Source organism: Actinokineospora inagensis DSM 44258 (assembly GCF_000482865.1).
Classification (GTDB): Bacteria; Actinomycetota; Actinomycetes; order Mycobacteriales; family Pseudonocardiaceae; genus Actinokineospora; species Actinokineospora inagensis.
Genome location: NZ_AXWW01000016.1, coordinates 120,331 through 133,699 on the forward strand (window position 1 = coordinate 120,331; position 13,369 = coordinate 133,699).

19 protein-coding genes are annotated in these 13,369 nt (G+C 69.5%); 9 read left to right on the forward strand and 10 right to left on the reverse strand.

Going from position 1 to position 13,369, the window contains the following annotated elements; translation table 11 throughout:
- Positions 1 to 45 precede the first annotated feature (45 nt).
- From H504_RS0106705 to H504_RS0106715, 3 genes are all read right to left on the reverse strand, one after another.
- Positions 46 to 336, reverse strand: coding sequence for a hypothetical protein (locus tag H504_RS0106705; protein ID WP_026422142.1), 291 nt, complete (start codon positions 334 to 336; stop codon positions 46 to 48).
- A 27-nt stretch (positions 337 to 363) separates the two neighbouring features.
- Positions 364 to 663, reverse strand: a complete 300-nt coding sequence (locus H504_RS0106710; RefSeq protein WP_026422143.1) for a hypothetical protein — start codon at positions 661 to 663, stop codon at positions 364 to 366.
- 477 nt (positions 664 to 1,140) lie between these two features.
- Positions 1,141 to 2,238, reverse strand: a complete 1,098-nt coding sequence (locus H504_RS0106715; protein WP_026422144.1) for an epoxide hydrolase family protein — start codon at positions 2,236 to 2,238, stop codon at positions 1,141 to 1,143.
- Between the two features lie 56 nt (positions 2,239 to 2,294).
- On the opposite strand from H504_RS0106715, the gene H504_RS0106720 reads away from it, so the two are divergent.
- Entirely contained in the window at positions 2,295 to 3,239 is a 945-nt protein-coding gene (locus H504_RS0106720; RefSeq protein WP_026422145.1) for a helix-turn-helix transcriptional regulator, read from the forward strand.
- A 12-nt stretch (positions 3,240 to 3,251) separates the two neighbouring features.
- On the opposite strand, the gene H504_RS0106725 is transcribed toward H504_RS0106720, so the two are convergent.
- The gene (locus H504_RS0106725; RefSeq protein ID WP_051385569.1) at positions 3,252 to 3,680 is read right to left on the reverse strand and encodes an ATP-binding protein; all 429 of its coding nucleotides are present in this window, start codon (positions 3,678 to 3,680) and stop codon (positions 3,252 to 3,254) included.
- Positions 3,681 to 3,781: 101 nt separating this feature from the next.
- Here H504_RS0106725 and H504_RS0106730 point away from each other — a divergent pair, with 101 nt between their 5' ends.
- Entirely contained in the window at positions 3,782 to 4,999 is a 1,218-nt protein-coding gene (locus tag H504_RS0106730) for a PP2C family protein-serine/threonine phosphatase (RefSeq protein ID WP_026422147.1), read from the forward strand.
- A gap of 1 nt (position 5,000) precedes the next feature.
- Here H504_RS0106730 and H504_RS0106735 read toward each other — a convergent pair whose 3' ends face one another.
- Genes H504_RS0106735 through H504_RS0106745 form a run of 3 tightly spaced genes read right to left on the reverse strand, consistent with a single transcriptional unit; the run spans position 5,001 to position 6,979 of the window.
- The gene (locus tag H504_RS0106735) at positions 5,001 to 5,363 is read right to left on the reverse strand and encodes a cupredoxin domain-containing protein (RefSeq protein ID WP_026422148.1); all 363 of its coding nucleotides are present in this window, start codon (positions 5,361 to 5,363) and stop codon (positions 5,001 to 5,003) included.
- Positions 5,364 to 6,161, reverse strand: coding sequence for a ferritin-like domain-containing protein (locus H504_RS0106740; protein ID WP_026422149.1), 798 nt, complete (start codon positions 6,159 to 6,161; stop codon positions 5,364 to 5,366).
- Positions 6,158 to 6,979, reverse strand: coding sequence for a ferritin-like domain-containing protein (locus tag H504_RS0106745; protein WP_211239273.1), 822 nt, complete (start codon positions 6,977 to 6,979; stop codon positions 6,158 to 6,160). The genes H504_RS0106740 and H504_RS0106745 overlap by 4 nt, the downstream gene beginning before the upstream one ends.
- Before the next feature lie 347 nt (positions 6,980 to 7,326).
- Here H504_RS0106745 and H504_RS42870 point away from each other — a divergent pair, with 347 nt between their 5' ends.
- Genes H504_RS42870 through H504_RS0106770 form a run of 7 tightly spaced genes read left to right on the forward strand, consistent with a single transcriptional unit; the run spans position 7,327 to position 10,409 of the window.
- On the forward strand, positions 7,327 to 8,286 hold the full coding sequence (locus H504_RS42870; RefSeq protein WP_026422151.1) for a helix-turn-helix domain-containing protein: 960 nt from the start codon (positions 7,327 to 7,329) through the stop codon (positions 8,284 to 8,286).
- Positions 8,255 to 8,377, forward strand: a complete 123-nt coding sequence (locus H504_RS39520; protein WP_425394039.1) for a DUF397 domain-containing protein — start codon at positions 8,255 to 8,257, stop codon at positions 8,375 to 8,377. Before H504_RS42870 ends, H504_RS39520 begins: the two co-directional genes overlap by 32 nt.
- Before the next feature lie 53 nt (positions 8,378 to 8,430).
- Positions 8,431 to 8,616, forward strand: a complete 186-nt coding sequence (locus H504_RS0106760; protein WP_026422152.1) for a DUF397 domain-containing protein — start codon at positions 8,431 to 8,433, stop codon at positions 8,614 to 8,616.
- Between the two features lie 52 nt (positions 8,617 to 8,668).
- A complete protein-coding gene (locus H504_RS39525; RefSeq protein WP_211239278.1) occupies positions 8,669 to 8,857 on the forward strand; it encodes a DUF397 domain-containing protein in 189 nt (62 codons plus the stop codon).
- A 37-nt stretch (positions 8,858 to 8,894) separates the two neighbouring features.
- Positions 8,895 to 9,071 carry a DUF397 domain-containing protein gene (locus H504_RS39530; protein ID WP_084467441.1) on the forward strand — a complete coding sequence of 59 codons (177 nt, stop codon included), beginning with the start codon at positions 8,895 to 8,897 and terminating at the stop codon, positions 9,069 to 9,071.
- Positions 9,072 to 9,122: 51 nt separating this feature from the next.
- Entirely contained in the window at positions 9,123 to 9,299 is a 177-nt protein-coding gene (locus tag H504_RS39535) for a DUF397 domain-containing protein (RefSeq protein WP_084467442.1), read from the forward strand.
- Between the two features lie 21 nt (positions 9,300 to 9,320).
- On the forward strand, positions 9,321 to 10,409 hold the full coding sequence (locus H504_RS0106770; protein WP_245614093.1) for an LLM class flavin-dependent oxidoreductase: 1,089 nt from the start codon (positions 9,321 to 9,323) through the stop codon (positions 10,407 to 10,409).
- Between the two features lie 38 nt (positions 10,410 to 10,447).
- On the opposite strand, the gene H504_RS0106775 is transcribed toward H504_RS0106770, so the two are convergent.
- The 3 genes from H504_RS0106775 to H504_RS0106785 are packed head-to-tail and all read right to left on the reverse strand — an operon-like array spanning position 10,448 to position 13,368.
- On the reverse strand, positions 10,448 to 11,380 hold the full coding sequence (locus H504_RS0106775) for an ABC transporter substrate-binding protein (protein ID WP_026422155.1): 933 nt from the start codon (positions 11,378 to 11,380) through the stop codon (positions 10,448 to 10,450).
- A 41-nt stretch (positions 11,381 to 11,421) separates the two neighbouring features.
- Positions 11,422 to 12,180 carry an IclR family transcriptional regulator gene (locus H504_RS0106780; protein WP_026422156.1) on the reverse strand — a complete coding sequence of 253 codons (759 nt, stop codon included), beginning with the start codon at positions 12,178 to 12,180 and terminating at the stop codon, positions 11,422 to 11,424.
- Positions 12,181 to 12,213: 33 nt separating this feature from the next.
- Positions 12,214 to 13,368 (reverse strand): LLM class flavin-dependent oxidoreductase, encoded by a 1,155-nt coding sequence (locus H504_RS0106785; protein WP_026422157.1) that lies wholly within the window; start codon positions 13,366 to 13,368, stop codon positions 12,214 to 12,216.
- Position 13,369 lies beyond the last annotated feature (1 nt).

Consider the following 13,369-nt stretch of genomic DNA (forward strand, 5'->3'; position numbering starts at 1 on the left):
GGGACGAGTGCGTGGTGCGACGGCGGGGGGTGGCCGCTGGGCCGGTCAGCCCAGCATGATCCCTTGGCCGCGGCTGTCACCCGCGCTGAAGATGTCGTGCACGTTGATGGACGAGAGCGAGTGCGCGTTGAGCTTGGTCTGCATGTCGGCGTAGGTGGTGGTCCAGTTGTGCTGGGCCTCCTGCCAGAGCGCGGTCGCCTTGCCCTGGGTGGCGACCTCGATGTTCTTCAGCGCGCTGTTGAGCGCGTCCAGGATGTCGCCGAGCTGGCGGACGTACATGTAGAGCTGCTCGTTGAGCTGGAGGTAGCCGTCGTGGTCGATGTCGAACGCGGTCACGGTGGGTGTCCTTTTGGGAATTTTCGATCAGGCGGTCGCGGTGGTCGCGTCGGTGTCGGCGGAGCGGTTGGTCTGCAGCAGCGCGGTCGCCTTGCCGTTGAGCGCGTCGAGCTGGTTCTTCACGGTGTTGAAGTCCGAGCTCCACTCGCCGATCACGGTGGCCAGCTTCACGCCCGAGGCGGAGTTGTTGACCACGGGCAGGGTGGCCTGGATGTTGAGCACGCCGCTGTTGAGGTGCGCCATCTGCTGCAGGCCGGTCTCGGTCGCGGTGATGATCCCCTGCAGCGTGGCGTCATCGTAGCCATAGCGGTTTCCCGGGGTGGTCATGGCGGTTCTCTCCTGGGTCTCAGGCCGGTCGGCACCGGGGAACTTAGGCGCAAATCCACCGCGCGGGACGCCATCCAGGGTTAACAGCGGATGAATCACGAACCGGACTCGACCCGAGTTGCGCTGTTTGGTCTAGACCGATCCGTCCGTCCGGAGTGGATGATCCTGTTGGGACTGTCCGAATCCGGACTTTAGGCCCGCCACCGCGCTTGCCGTGCCTGCTACGCTGTGGCTCCGGTCACTTGCCTTGCCCCGCAACGGTTCTACCTCGCGCCTGCCTCTCAATCGGACTGACGTCGCCCCGGCGGCTTGGCTGGGAGGGGTCGCGTTCGCTGTACGCCGCCGAGACGGCAGCCGTGGCGCCGGATTCCCTGTGGTTGCAAGGGAAACTACCCGGCTTCTGCCGCTCTTTCCGCGCGAGGTTGACAGCTCAAGGAGCTACCCGGTAGTAGCCGTCGACCGCGTGGCGTGACCGACTCAACGCGGCCCGGTGAAGAAGGCGCGGATGTCGGCCGCCACGAGTTCCGGTACCTCCAGGGCGGCGAAGTGGCCGCCGTGGTCGAACCGGCTCCAGTGGACGATCGCGGTGTTGTCCCGCTCGGCGAAGACCTTGATCGTCTGGAAGTCGTCGGCGAACACCGCGACGCCGGTTCGGGCGGTGTTGACCGCCGTGGCGTCGGGAGCCTCGGCGTTCTCGTAGTAGGAGCGGGTCATGCCTGCGGCGGCGTTGGTGAACCAGGCCACCGACACCTCCAGCAGCACCGTCTCCAGCGGGACGAGCGAGGTGCCGTTGCCGAACGAGTTGAACAGTTCGCTGTAGGCGAGCAGGCCGACGGGGGAGTCGCTGAGCCCCGCCGCGACGGTCTGGGGGCGGCTGGCGTTCATCGTGTTGTAGCCGCCGACCTTCTGGAACCACTTCATGTGCTCCAGACCCGCGTAGTCCTGCGGCTCCAGGCGGTCGAACTCGGCCGGGTCGCCGGAGGGGAAGGAGAACAGTTGCAGCACGTGCAGGCCGAGGAAGCCAGCCGGGGCGAGCAGGCCGAGTTCGCGGGCGATCATCGCGCCCTGGTCGGAGCCGTGCGCGCCGTAGCTGTCGTAGCCGAGGCGGCGCATCAGGGTGTCGTAGGCGCGGGCGGTGCGGGCCGTGGTCCAGCCGGACTCGGTGACCGGGGTGGAGAAGCCGAAGCCGGGCGCGTCCGGGATGACCAGGTGGAACGTGTCGGCGAGGTGGTCGATCACGCCCAGGTAGTCCACCGACGAGCCCGGGTAGGTGTGCAGGAGCAGCAGCGGGGTCGCGTCGGGATTGGGCGACTCGACGTGGATGAAGTGGATCGGCTGCCCGTCGACGTCGGTGACGAAATGCGGGTGCGCGTTGATCCGGTCCTCGGCCGCCCGCCAGTCGAACTCCCGCCACGCGGCGACGGCCTCGCGCAGGTAGTGGTTCGGGGTGCCGGTCGCCCAGTCGTCGCCGGGCGCGGGCTGGGGGAGCCGGGTGCGGGCGAGTCGGTCGGCCAGGTCGTCCAGTTCGGCCTGGGCGATCTCGACGCGGAAGGGGCGGATGCTCGGGTTCGTCATGTCCCCAACGCTAGAGTGCGTATAGGAACGTTTACTTCCTAATTGAGGGGGAGTTCGTGGCTGACACCCCGGCTCGGCTGCTCGCACTGCTCTCGCTGCTCCAGTCCCGGCCGGTGTGGAGCGGCACCGAGCTGGCCGAGCGCCTGGACGTCACCACCCGGACGGTCCGCGCCGACATCGAACGGTTGCGCGGCCTGGACTACCCCGTCCACGCCACCCGGGGCGCCACCGGCGGCTACCGGCTCGGCGCGGGCGGGAAGCTGCCCCCGCTGCTGTTCGACGACGAGGAAGCGGTCGCGATGGCCATCGGGCTGCGCGCGGGTCGCGGCATCGCGGGCATCGAGGCGGCCAGCGCCCGCGCCCTCGCCAAGCTCGAACAGGTTCTGCCCCCGCGCCTGCGCCCCGCCGTCGAGGCACTGACATCGGCCGTCGAGCACGCCCCCGAGAACACCGGCACCGACGTCCCCGACCCGGAGGTCGACCCGGCCGTGCTGCGCGCCGTCGCGACCGCCATCCACGCCGTCGAACACTTCCGCTTCGACTACGACGGCGTCCCGCGCCTGGTCGAGCCCTACCGCCTGCTGTCCTGGCAACGCCGCTGGTACCTCGTTGCCCGCGACCCCGCCACCGCCGACTGGGACGTCTACCGCGCCGACCGCCTCACCCCCCGCATGCGCACCCACCGCCGCTTCGCCCCAACCCCGATCGACGACGGCGACTACACGGCGTTCGCCATGCGCCAAGTCGCCAGCAGCGGCTGGAACGTCCACGCCCGCCTACGCGTCAACGCCCCCGCCGAGACTGTGCTGTCCCGCATCAACCCCACCGTCGGCGTCGTCGAGGCCGTTGACGCGTCCACATCGGTTCTGGTCACCGGCGCCGATTCCCTGGAAACGGTGGCCGCGTACATCGGAATGCTCGGCCTGGATTTCACCGTCGAGTCCCCGACCGAGTTGCGACCGCTACTCCGCGCACTGGCCGACCGCTACGCCCGCGCGTGACCCGGGCTCGGGTCAGTCCGTGAGGTGGAACTCGGCTTCGATGGTGGTGCCGTGGGCACCGTCGGTGCCGTGGTGGATGCGCAGTCTGGTGGCCAGCGCGCGCACGATGTTCAGCCCCCGGCCCCGCAGGCCGATCTTGCCGCCCGCGGCGGGGACGGGTTCGCGCCAGTGGCCGTGATCGGCCACCGACACCCGGATCGTGCCGCCCGCGACCTCGGCGTCGATGATCACCACGCCGGGGGCGTCCGGCGGGTAGGCGTGTTCGACGCTGTTGGTCACCGCCTCGCTGACCGCGAGCAGGATCTCCTCGGCGCGTTCGCCCGGGACCTCCCGGGAGGTGAGCCACGCGCGCACGGCGGACCTGATGTTCGCCACGGCCTGGGCGCGGGCGGTGGCCTCGATCCGCAACGGCACGGTGCTCATCATGCCGGTGATACCCACCTGCCCACCCGCCACACCTGGGAACCGGTTCGAGATTTGCTTTCCGGGTTGACCGGTCCTGATCACGGCGCCGGACGGGCGTGGGCAGTAGTCTGCCCGTCGTGTCCGGGAGCACTGGGCCCGTTGATCGGGTAAGCGTGTTGGAAGCCGTCACCGACGTGGGTTTGCGGCACATGAAGCTCGACGAGTTCCTGCGCGCGGTGCTGGCCCGGATCCAGGAGCTGTTCGAGGTGGACACCGCCTCGGTGCTGCTCTACGACGCCGCGGCCGAGGTGCTGACCGTCGAGGCGTCGATGGGCATGGACGAGGAGGTCAGCCACGGGGTGACCGTCGCCATGGGCGCCGGGTTCACCGGGCAGGTCGCGGCGACCCGCGCCCCGGTGATCCTCGACCGGGTCGACGCCACCACCGTGGTCAGCCCCCTGCTCTGGCGCCGCGGCCTGCGCGCGTTGCTCGGGGTTCCCCTGCTCGCGGGCGGTGACCTGGTCGGCGTCCTGCACGTCGGTTCGCTGACCCCGCGCCGGTTCACCACCGACGACAGCCATCTGCTGCACCTGGTCGCCGACCGGATCGCCCAGGCCATCCAGGCCGACGTCAACAACGCCGACCGGGCCGCCGCGACCGCCCTGCAACGCAGCCTGCTGCCCACCCGCTTCCCGGCCGTGCCCGGCCTGGACTTCGCGGCCCGCTACATCCCCGGCACCTCGATGACCGTGGGCGGCGACTGGTACGACGTGTTCACCCTGCCCGGCGACCGGTTGGGCATCGTCATCGGCGACGTCACCGGACACGGCTTGGCCGCCGCCGTGGTCATGGGCCGCCTGCGCAGTGCCCTGCGCGCCTACGCGCTGATCTTCGACAGCCCCGCCGATGTCCTGGCGCACCTGCACACCAAGGTCTCCCACTTCGAGCGCCGCAGCATGGCCACCGTCGCCTACGGCGTCATCGACCTGGACACCCACGGACTCACCCTGTCCCTGGCCGGGCACCCGCCCCCCGCGCTCGCCCTCCCCGACCGGGCCGCCACCCTGCTCTGCGTCCCCGCCGACATCCCCATCGGGCTCGGTCTCACCCCGCCGCAACCCCGGCGGGACACCACGATCGCCCTGCCACCCGGCGCCGTGCTGGCCTTCTACACCGATGGGCTCGTCGAACGTCCCGGCCAGTCCCTCGACCCGTACCTCGACCGGATGCTGGACAACATCACCCACGACGACCCGGCCGCCATCTGCACCCAGGTCACCGAGGCGCTCCTGGGCAGCGACCCGGTCCGCGACGACGTCGCCCTGCTCGTCGCCCGACTCACCCCCACCGCCTGAGCTACCGCACGGTGACGGTGCCGGTCATGTACTGGTGGATCGAGCAGATGTAGGGGTATTCGCCCGCCTTGTCGAAGGTGTGCGCGAAGGTGGCGCCGTCGCCGAGGTCGGCGGAGCTGAAGGACTTGTCGGTGGCCTTGACGTTGTGCTTGGCGGCGTCGGTGAACTTCCAGGTGACCGTGGTACCGACCGCCACGGTGAGCCGCTGCGGGGTGAAGGTGAAGTTCTTGATCTCGACCGTCACCGCCCCGCTCGCCACCGAGTCGCTTGTGGACGGTGCGGGCGGGGTGCCCGCGGACGTGGAGTCCGGGCCGCACCCCGCCAACACCAGCAGCAGAACCGCCGCGCCGAAACGTATCCGCATCTACTTCGGGGCGAGCGCGTCGGGCTTCACAGCCTTGTCGACGCCGATGAAGCTGTCCGGGACCGGGTACTGGCCGAGCACGAAGCTCAGGATGGCCGCGTGCATGGTCTCCACCGGCTGGATGGTGGCCGCGGTCATGATGCCGCCCGCGTCGGTGACGTTGGCGGTGGCGAAGGTGTACGTCTGCGCCGCGGCGTTCTCCAGGTTGAGCGCGAGCTTGGCCACGTCCGGCACCGACTTCACCTGGCCGAGCGCCTTGACCTGGTCGGCGGTGATCGTCAGCGGCGAGTCGGTGATGGTCGGCTTGCCCGCCTTGCTCAAGACCGCGTTCCACGCCGCGGCGTGGTCCTTGTGCTGCTTCATCGCCGTCTGCACGAAGACGCCGATCGCGGGCGGGACCGTGCCGAGGGTGCCCTTGCTCGCGGCGTCGAGCGCGCCGGTGTAGGCGGTAACAGCCAGGTTTTCCAAGGCAGCGGCCAAGGCGACGACCTTGAGGTCGCCGTCGTAGGTCGCGGCGGCCGTGGTGCTCACGGGCGCGGAGCTGGTGCTCGACGAGCTGCTGCTGTTGCTGGAGCACGCGGCGGCCACGCCGAGCGTGGTGACACCGCCGATACCCATCAGGAAGCCGCGGCGGCCCGCGGCGCGACCGCGGGTGAGGTGCGCGAGGTTGGCGGAGAACTCGTCGAGCAGCTTGCGCACGGTCGGGAACGAGGACTCGTGCAGCTCGTCCAGGTCCTTCGTCATGGCGGTCAGCTCGCGTTCGCTGATCTGCATCTCGGGGCGCTTGTCGGTGCTCACTTGACCGCTCCTTCCGCGACCGGCGAGGCCTTCTCGGTGGGGAAGAACGCGTCCGGGAAGCCGACGCCGCCCGCCGCGTCCGGCAGTTTCGCCGCGTCCGGCGGCAGCGCGATCAACTGCGGGGCGCCGCCGTCGATCAGCGCCTTGACCGCGAGCAGGATCGCCTTGTGCTGCGACTCCACCCCCGCGACGCTGGCGAAGAGTTGGCGCAGCTCCGCGGTGGAGACCTGCGAGACGTTCTTGGTGTAGGTCTGCGCGGCCACGTCCTCCAGCGCGATCGCCAGCGCGACCACGTCGGCCGCGCCCTTGATCGTCGGCACGGTCTGCTGCACGACCGCGGCGTACTTGGCGTTGGGGTCGTTCTGCGCCTTGCCACCCAACTTGACCACCGCCGCGTTGAACGCCTGGCCGTGCTCGGTGTGCTGCGCCATCGTCTTCTCGGCGAACGCCTTCACCACGGCGTTGGCGTCCGCGCCGCCGATGAACGGCAGCGTCAACGCGGTTTTGTACGTCGCCACCGCCACGTTCTCCAGGCTCGCGGCGGTCTGCAGCGCCTGCACGTCCTGCGCCGCGTCGGCGGCCGCGACGCCATTGGCGAGCAGCGCGCCCGCGCCCGTCAGGCCGGCCACCAGACCGGCCTTGCCCCACCCGGGCCACATCCCGCCCGGGTCCCGCGAACCGGTCCGCTCCGCGCGGGTGTCCAGCACGGCCTCGACGTAGTCGTCGAGGTCCCGCCTGGCCGTGCGCATCGCGTCGGACTGCAGGTCATCGGACTCGACCATCAGTTCGCGCAACCCGCGCTCATCGATAGGACTCACCACACACCCTCCATCACACCGGTGACCACGCCACGACCCGTGGCGGCTCCGCACCGTCACGGTCATTCCACAAGAGTTCGGGGTGTGCGCCAACTCGGTTTGCCCCTATCACTCGAACGAGTTTGGCACTGACGCGGCGCGGAAATATCGGACAGTCACCCCGTCGTACCCCCGGCCGTGGCCCGACGTGACTCACCGTGCGCGCGGCGATTCCCCGGTGATAGTCGAGAATCGAGCTGGCGATTGACCGTTGCGATGGCTGAAAGACCGGTGCTGACCTGCGCCAATGGAGTGCATTTGGCGCGCCCCGCTCGGGGATTCCCCAGCGCGCCCCCTAACGTGACCGCATGAGCAACAGCTATGCGTCAGCCGCTTACCGGGAGTTGGGCGGGATACTGCGCCAGGTCCGCGAAAACGCCGACATGAGCGCCACGGACCTCGCCACCAGACTGGGCTGGCAAACGACAATGGTGTCCCGGATGGAGAACGGCTGGCGAACCTCGACCATTACGGATGTCGTCCAGTACGTGGTGGCGTGCGGGATGAAACTGCCGGAAGCCCAGCCCCTGCTGGAGTTCGCCAGGATGGCCGAGTGCAAACTGGGATACTACCTGTCGGATGTGCGGATCAGCGGTTCATTGCAGTCGTTGATCTTCCACGAGTCATCGGCCGAGCGTTCGGTGATCTACGAGCCGCAGGTCGTGCACGGACTCCTCCAGACTCCCGACTACGCCCGCGCGTTGATCGCTGCGGTGAACCCGGACGATTCCCAGGACTGGATGGAGTGCGCTGTTCGCACCCGGATGGAGCAGCGCCGGATCTTGTCCGCGTCCAAGCCCGCGCGGTTTACCTTCTACATCCACGAGCAGGCGCTGCGCTTCCAGGTCGGCACGGCCGAAGTCATGCACGAGCAACTGCTTCACCTTGTGCTCACAGCGGCACTGGAGAACGTCTCTCTGCGCGTCGTGCCTGCTGCGGCTGGGCAGAGGTTCGCGGTGAGCGGGGCCTTCCACCTGATGGAGTTCCACCAACACCGGCCCCTCGTGTACGTGGAGCACCTGAGCGATGGTGGTTTGATCCTCGAAGATCACGTCTACCTGCGCGGCTACTACGACCTGCTGCCCACGCTCGCCGACATCGCACTGGATGAGGGACAATCTCGGGAGTTCGCGGCCGACTTGGCCGACGAGTTCGACCGAGGGAGTTACCAGGATGGCGAAGGTGTCGTGGCGCAAGAGCAGCTTCAGCGGCGGGTCAGGAACAGCCTGCGTGGAGGTGGCGTGGTCGGACCACAGCCCCATGGCTGATGGGGTGCTCGTCCGTGATTCCAAGAACCCGACTGGCCCCATGCTCTCGGTTTCCCCCGCCGCGTGGCAGAACCTGCTCGTCACTCGTTGACCGACGGCGTAGCATGAGGGTTCTCGTGGCGACTTGATCGAAGGAGTCACCGGATGGCCCTCACGTTGTGGCGCAAGAGCAGCTTCAGCGGTGGCGAGGGGACGGCCTGCGTTGAGGTCGCGTGGTCAGACCACAGCCCCACGTCCGACAGCGTGCTCGTTCGTGATTCCAAGAACCCGACCGGCCCCGTGCTCTCGGTTTCTTCCGCCGCGTGGCAGAACCTGCTCGCCACGCGCTGACCGGCTCGGGTAGCTCGTGGCGACTCGACCGAAGGAGTCACCAATGGCCCTTATGTCGTGGCGCAAGAGCAGTTATAGCGGCGGAGCTGGATCGGCTTGTGTGGAGGTGGCCTGGTCGGGCCACCTCCACACGGCCGACCGGGTCCTCGTCCGCGATTCCAAGAACCCCAACGGTTCCGTGCTCTCGGTTTCCGCTACCGCTTGGCAAGCTTGCTCGTCACTCGCTGACCGGCTCGGGTAGCTCGTGGCGACTCGATTGGAGGAGTCCAGTGGCCCAGATGTCGTGGCGTAAGAGCAGTTACAGCGGTGGCGAGGGGTCGGCCTGCGTGGAGGTGGCCTGGCCGGGTCACCGCCCCGCAGTTGACGGGGTGCTCGTCCGCGACTCCAAGAACTCGACTGGCCCTGTTCTCCTGGTTTCTTCTACCGCGTGGCGGGACCTTCTCGCCACGCGCTGACCGACTCAGGTAGCTCGTGGCGACTCGACTGAAGGAGTCACAGTGGTCCACATGGTGTGGCGCAAGAGCAGCTTCAGCGGCACGTCGGGGACAAGTTGTGTAGAGGTGGCCTGGTCAGACCACCGCCCCGCAGTTGACGGGGTGCTCATCCGCGACTCCAAGAACCCCGCCGGTCCTGTGCTCTCCCTGCCTGCCACCGCTTGGCGTCTGCTTGTCGTGGGTGGCTGAGCGGGGCCGGGCAGTCTTGCGTTGTGGGAAGCGCCGCAGGCAACGGTCTGCGGCGCATACCATCGGGGCATCGAATTCCTCTGGTACATCCCGAACCAGGCCGAGCCCGGCCACCGTGGTGACGACGTCGTCCAAGACCACAACAGCCTGGACATCCTGACCAGGCACGCCCAGGCCGTGGAGGCGCACGGGTGGACCGGCGCGCTCATCGGTACCGGTTGGGGCAGGCCCGACAGCTTCACCGTCGCCGCCGCGTTGGCCGCGCGGACGACGTCGTTTCAGCCGCTGGTCGCGGTTCGTCCCGGTTACTGGCAGCCTGCGCATTTCGCGGCGGCGTCGGCCACCCTGGATCACCTGACGCGCGGCCGGTTGCTCGTCAACATCGTCTCCGGTGAGGATCAACCGGCCGCGTACGGTGACGTGTCGGGTGACCAGGCGTGGCGGTATGGCCGTACGAAGGAGTTCCTGCAGGTCGTCCGGAAGTTGTGGGCCGAGGAAGACGTCACCTACGAAGGTGAGCACTACCGGGTCACCGGTTCCACGCTGGCGCAGCGACCGGATCGTCGGCACCCGAGGCTGTACTTCGGCGGCGCGTCCGCTGCGGCTGAGGCGGTCGCCGCCACCGAAGCCGACGTCCAACTGTTCTGGGGCGAGACCCTTGACGGCGTCGCCGAGCGGATCGACCGCCTGAAAGCACTCAGCGAACGGCTGGGCCGTGAGCACGCACCGCTGGAGTACGGCCTGCGCGTGACCACCCTGGTGCGGGACACGACCGACCAGGCCTGGGCAGACGCCGAGGCCAAGGTCACCCGCATGGCAAGCGGCGCCCTCACCCCCGACGCCAACTGGTCCGCCGCCACCGGCCAACAACGCCTGCTCACCCTCGCCACCCGAGGCGACGTACTGGACGACAACCTCTACACCGCCCCAGCCCGCGTCGGCGGTGCGGGCGCGGCCACCACCTGGCTGGTCGGTTCAGCCGAGGACGTCGCCAGGTCGCTCCGCAAGTACCGGGAACTCGGCGTCACCCACTTCATCCTGTCGGACACCCCGTACCTGCCGGAAGTCGAGCGCCAAGGCAACCAACTGCTCCCCCTCGTGCGTGCCTGACCCTGGTGTCGCCGGTCGGGCGACACCAGGGTCAGGGGTCACACGCGGGTGGCCGACACGATGTCGTTCACCCAGGGCAGGACTGCGCCCTGGACGTCAATCGTCCGGGGCAGCAAACCGTTGGCGGCCAACAGGTCGGCGGCGCGCTGCTGCTCGCCGAGGAAGTCCGCGTCGACCGGGTTCACGCCGAACGGACGGTTGCGCAGCGCGCGCTCCCAGGCGTCCAGGCTCGCGTCGTTGCCTCGGGCGATGGCGTCGTCGACGAAGAAGCGGGCGGCTTCGCGGGGGTTCTCAGTGATCCACCGGTCGGACTCCTGCAGCGACTCGATGATCGCCGTCAGGGCCGTGCGGTTGTTCTCGGCGAAGTCGCGGCGGGTGAACCACAGTGACGGGTGGCTGAACAGGCCCTCGGTCTGGACCAGGGTGCGCACCTCGGTCCGCGCTTCCACCCGGTCCAGGTCGGGGTAAGAACCGGTCCACGCGTCGATCCCGCCGTCGAGGAACAGTTGCGCGGCGTCGCCACCGGTGTTGACCGGCTCGATGTCGGCCCAGGTCAGGCCCGCCCGGTCGAGCGCAAACAGCAGCAGCGTGGTCTGCCACGACCCGTGCGCGATACCGACCCGCTTGCCGCGCAGGTCCGCGACTTCCCGGATCGGGCTGTCCGCGCGGACGACCAGCCTGCCGTTCTCCGTGCGCGGCCCGGACACTCCAATGTAGACGATGTCGCGCCCAGCGCCGAGCGCGGTGATCGGCGGGGTGAATCCGGTACCGATCACGTCGTAACCGCCGTCGGCGAACAACAGGTCACTGTGGACAGTCGGCAGCCCGGCCCGCGGGTCCGGCTGCGCACCCTGCGGCAGCGCGCGCAGGTCGACCCAGGTCACATCCGGCAGCCTGCGCTCCAGGATGCCGTTGTGCCGCAACACGAACAGCGAGTTGTTGTGCGGGAAATAGCCCACGCGAACAGACATGGCAGTCCTCCAAAATATGGTGACTTGATGCGAGGAGAGAATTAACGAGTCGGCAGCAGCAGTGCGGCGACCTGGTCGACCCGGGCCAGCGCCTGGTCGACGAACCACCGCACCCGGTCGTCGGTGATCAGTTCGGGGGTGGCCCGCAGGGTCAGTGCGGCGTAGCTGAAGCCGTCCGCGTCGAGCACCGGTACGGAGACCGAGCGGATGCCGGGTTCGCTTTCGCCGTCGTTGACCGCGTAGCCCGCCGCGCGCACCTTGTCCAGTTCGGCGCGCAGCTCGTCGCGGTCGCCGATGGTGCGCTCGGTCAACCGGACCAGCTCGGGCAACGCGTCCAGGTCGTCCTCACCCGGCGGCGCCCAGGCCAGCAGCACCTTGCCCATGGCGGTGGAGTGCAGCGGTGTGCGGATGCCGTCCGAGGACTCGGCGCCGACCGTGCCGCCGATCAGCACCAGCGCGTCGTCGCCGCTGCGCACCGCGATGCTGGCCGACGCCTTGGTGGCGCGACCGAGCCGGGCCAGTACCGGGTCCAGCCGGTGCAGGCCGTGCTGGAAGTAGTGCAGTTGGCCGAGCTCGGCGACCGAGGTGCCCAGCCGGTACCGCACGGTGGCCGGGTCGCGCTCCAGGAAACCGGCCGCGACCAGGGTGAGCACCAGCCGGTGCGCGGTGCTGATCGGCAGGGCCATGGCGCGCGCGATGTCGGTGACGCCCAGTTCGGGGCCGTCGTGCCGGAAGCACTGGAGCACGCCGAGCGCTCGTCGCACCGCCTGCGCGCCGGACGGCGCCGCGCTCGTCGCCATCACCAGACCCCCGGTCGTCGGTCGCCGGTCAGTCTACGCACCCAGCGTCACCGGCCCGCGCTCGCCGACCCGGCTGCCGAGCAGCGGCAGCACGCCCTCGGCGACCCGGTAGGCCTCCTCCAGGTGCGGCCCGCCCGCGAGGATGAAGGCGTCCACGCCGAGGTCGATCAGCCGGTCCAGCCGCTCGGCGACCTGCTCGTAGCTGCCGACCAGGCCGAACGCCGGTCCCGGCCGCATCAGCGCGAGACCGGCGAACACACCCGGCTCGACCTCGAAGTCGCGGTAGCCGGTGAACGACTCCGGCTGGAACCCCACTGCCCGGCGCACCCCGAACGAGTCGCCGCCGTCGCGGGACAACTGCGCGCGCACGTCCTCCGGTCGCACGTGCCGCCAGCCGCGTTCGATCTCCGCCCACGCCTCCTCGGGCGTGTCGCGGGCGAGCACATCGATGCGGACGGCGAACCGTGGTGCCGCGCTGCGCTCCCGTACCGCGTCGAACTTGGCCCGTAGCGCCTCGAACGGCTCCAACCAGGACAGGTAGTGGTCCGCGTGCCGCCCGGCCGCCTCGATCGCGGCGGGGGAGGAGCCGGAGAAGAACACCTCCGGGAACGGCAACCCGGCCAGCGGACCGGGCAGGCCGCCGCCCTCCACCCGGTAGAACCGGCCGTCGAAGTCGAACGGGCCGCCGTCCCACACGCCGCGCAGCACGTCCAGGAACTCCGAGGTCCTGGCGTACCGGTCGTCGTGCGCGACCTTGTCGCCCCACCACAACTGCGGCGGCCCACCACCACCGGTGATGACGTTGTACGCGACCCGCCCCGCCGTGGCCCGGTGCAGGCTGGCGGTCATCCGCGCGGCCTGCACCGGGTTCAGGAAACCGGGCTGGAACGCGATCATGAACTTGTACGTCTTGGTCTCCCGGGCCAGCGCGGCCGCCACCGCCCACGGGTCGTCGGTACCGGGGAACGACGGCAGCAGCCCGCCGTGGAAACCCAGGCTCTCCGCCACCCGCGCGGTCTCCACCAGGTAGTCGAGCAGGCCGTAGCCGTCCGGTTCGCCACCGCGCAGGCCCGGCGTGATGCTGTCCGGGCCGGGCGGCGCCCAGTCGCCCCGGGACTGCCGGTGCGCGGTGCGCAGCGAGGACGGGTCGCCCGCCATCCCGATCCGCCACCAGATGTCGATGGTCATG

Coding starts and splice junctions, on each gene's coding strand:
- H504_RS0106760 (WP_026422152.1), top strand. CDS start 8,431: ATGGCCCTCACGTTGTGGCGCAAGAGCAGCTTCAGCGGTGGCGAGGGG.
- H504_RS0106710 (WP_026422143.1), bottom strand. CDS start 663: ATGACCACCCCGGGAAACCGCTATGGCTACGATGACGCCACGCTGCAG.
- H504_RS0106715 (WP_026422144.1), bottom strand. CDS start 2,238: ATGACGAACCCGAGCATCCGCCCCTTCCGCGTCGAGATCGCCCAGGCC.
- H504_RS0106785 (WP_026422157.1), bottom strand. CDS start 13,368: ATGACCATCGACATCTGGTGGCGGATCGGGATGGCGGGCGACCCGTCC.
- H504_RS39535 (WP_084467442.1), top strand. CDS start 9,123: ATGGTGTGGCGCAAGAGCAGCTTCAGCGGCACGTCGGGGACAAGTTGT.
- H504_RS39525 (WP_211239278.1), top strand. CDS start 8,669: ATGTCGTGGCGCAAGAGCAGTTATAGCGGCGGAGCTGGATCGGCTTGT.
- H504_RS0106775 (WP_026422155.1), bottom strand. CDS start 11,380: ATGTCTGTTCGCGTGGGCTATTTCCCGCACAACAACTCGCTGTTCGTG.
- H504_RS0106780 (WP_026422156.1), bottom strand. CDS start 12,180: ATGGCGACGAGCGCGGCGCCGTCCGGCGCGCAGGCGGTGCGACGAGCG.
- H504_RS42870 (WP_026422151.1), top strand. CDS start 7,327: ATGAGCAACAGCTATGCGTCAGCCGCTTACCGGGAGTTGGGCGGGATA.
- H504_RS39530 (WP_084467441.1), top strand. CDS start 8,895: ATGTCGTGGCGTAAGAGCAGTTACAGCGGTGGCGAGGGGTCGGCCTGC.
- H504_RS0106735 (WP_026422148.1), bottom strand. CDS start 5,363: ATGCGGATACGTTTCGGCGCGGCGGTTCTGCTGCTGGTGTTGGCGGGG.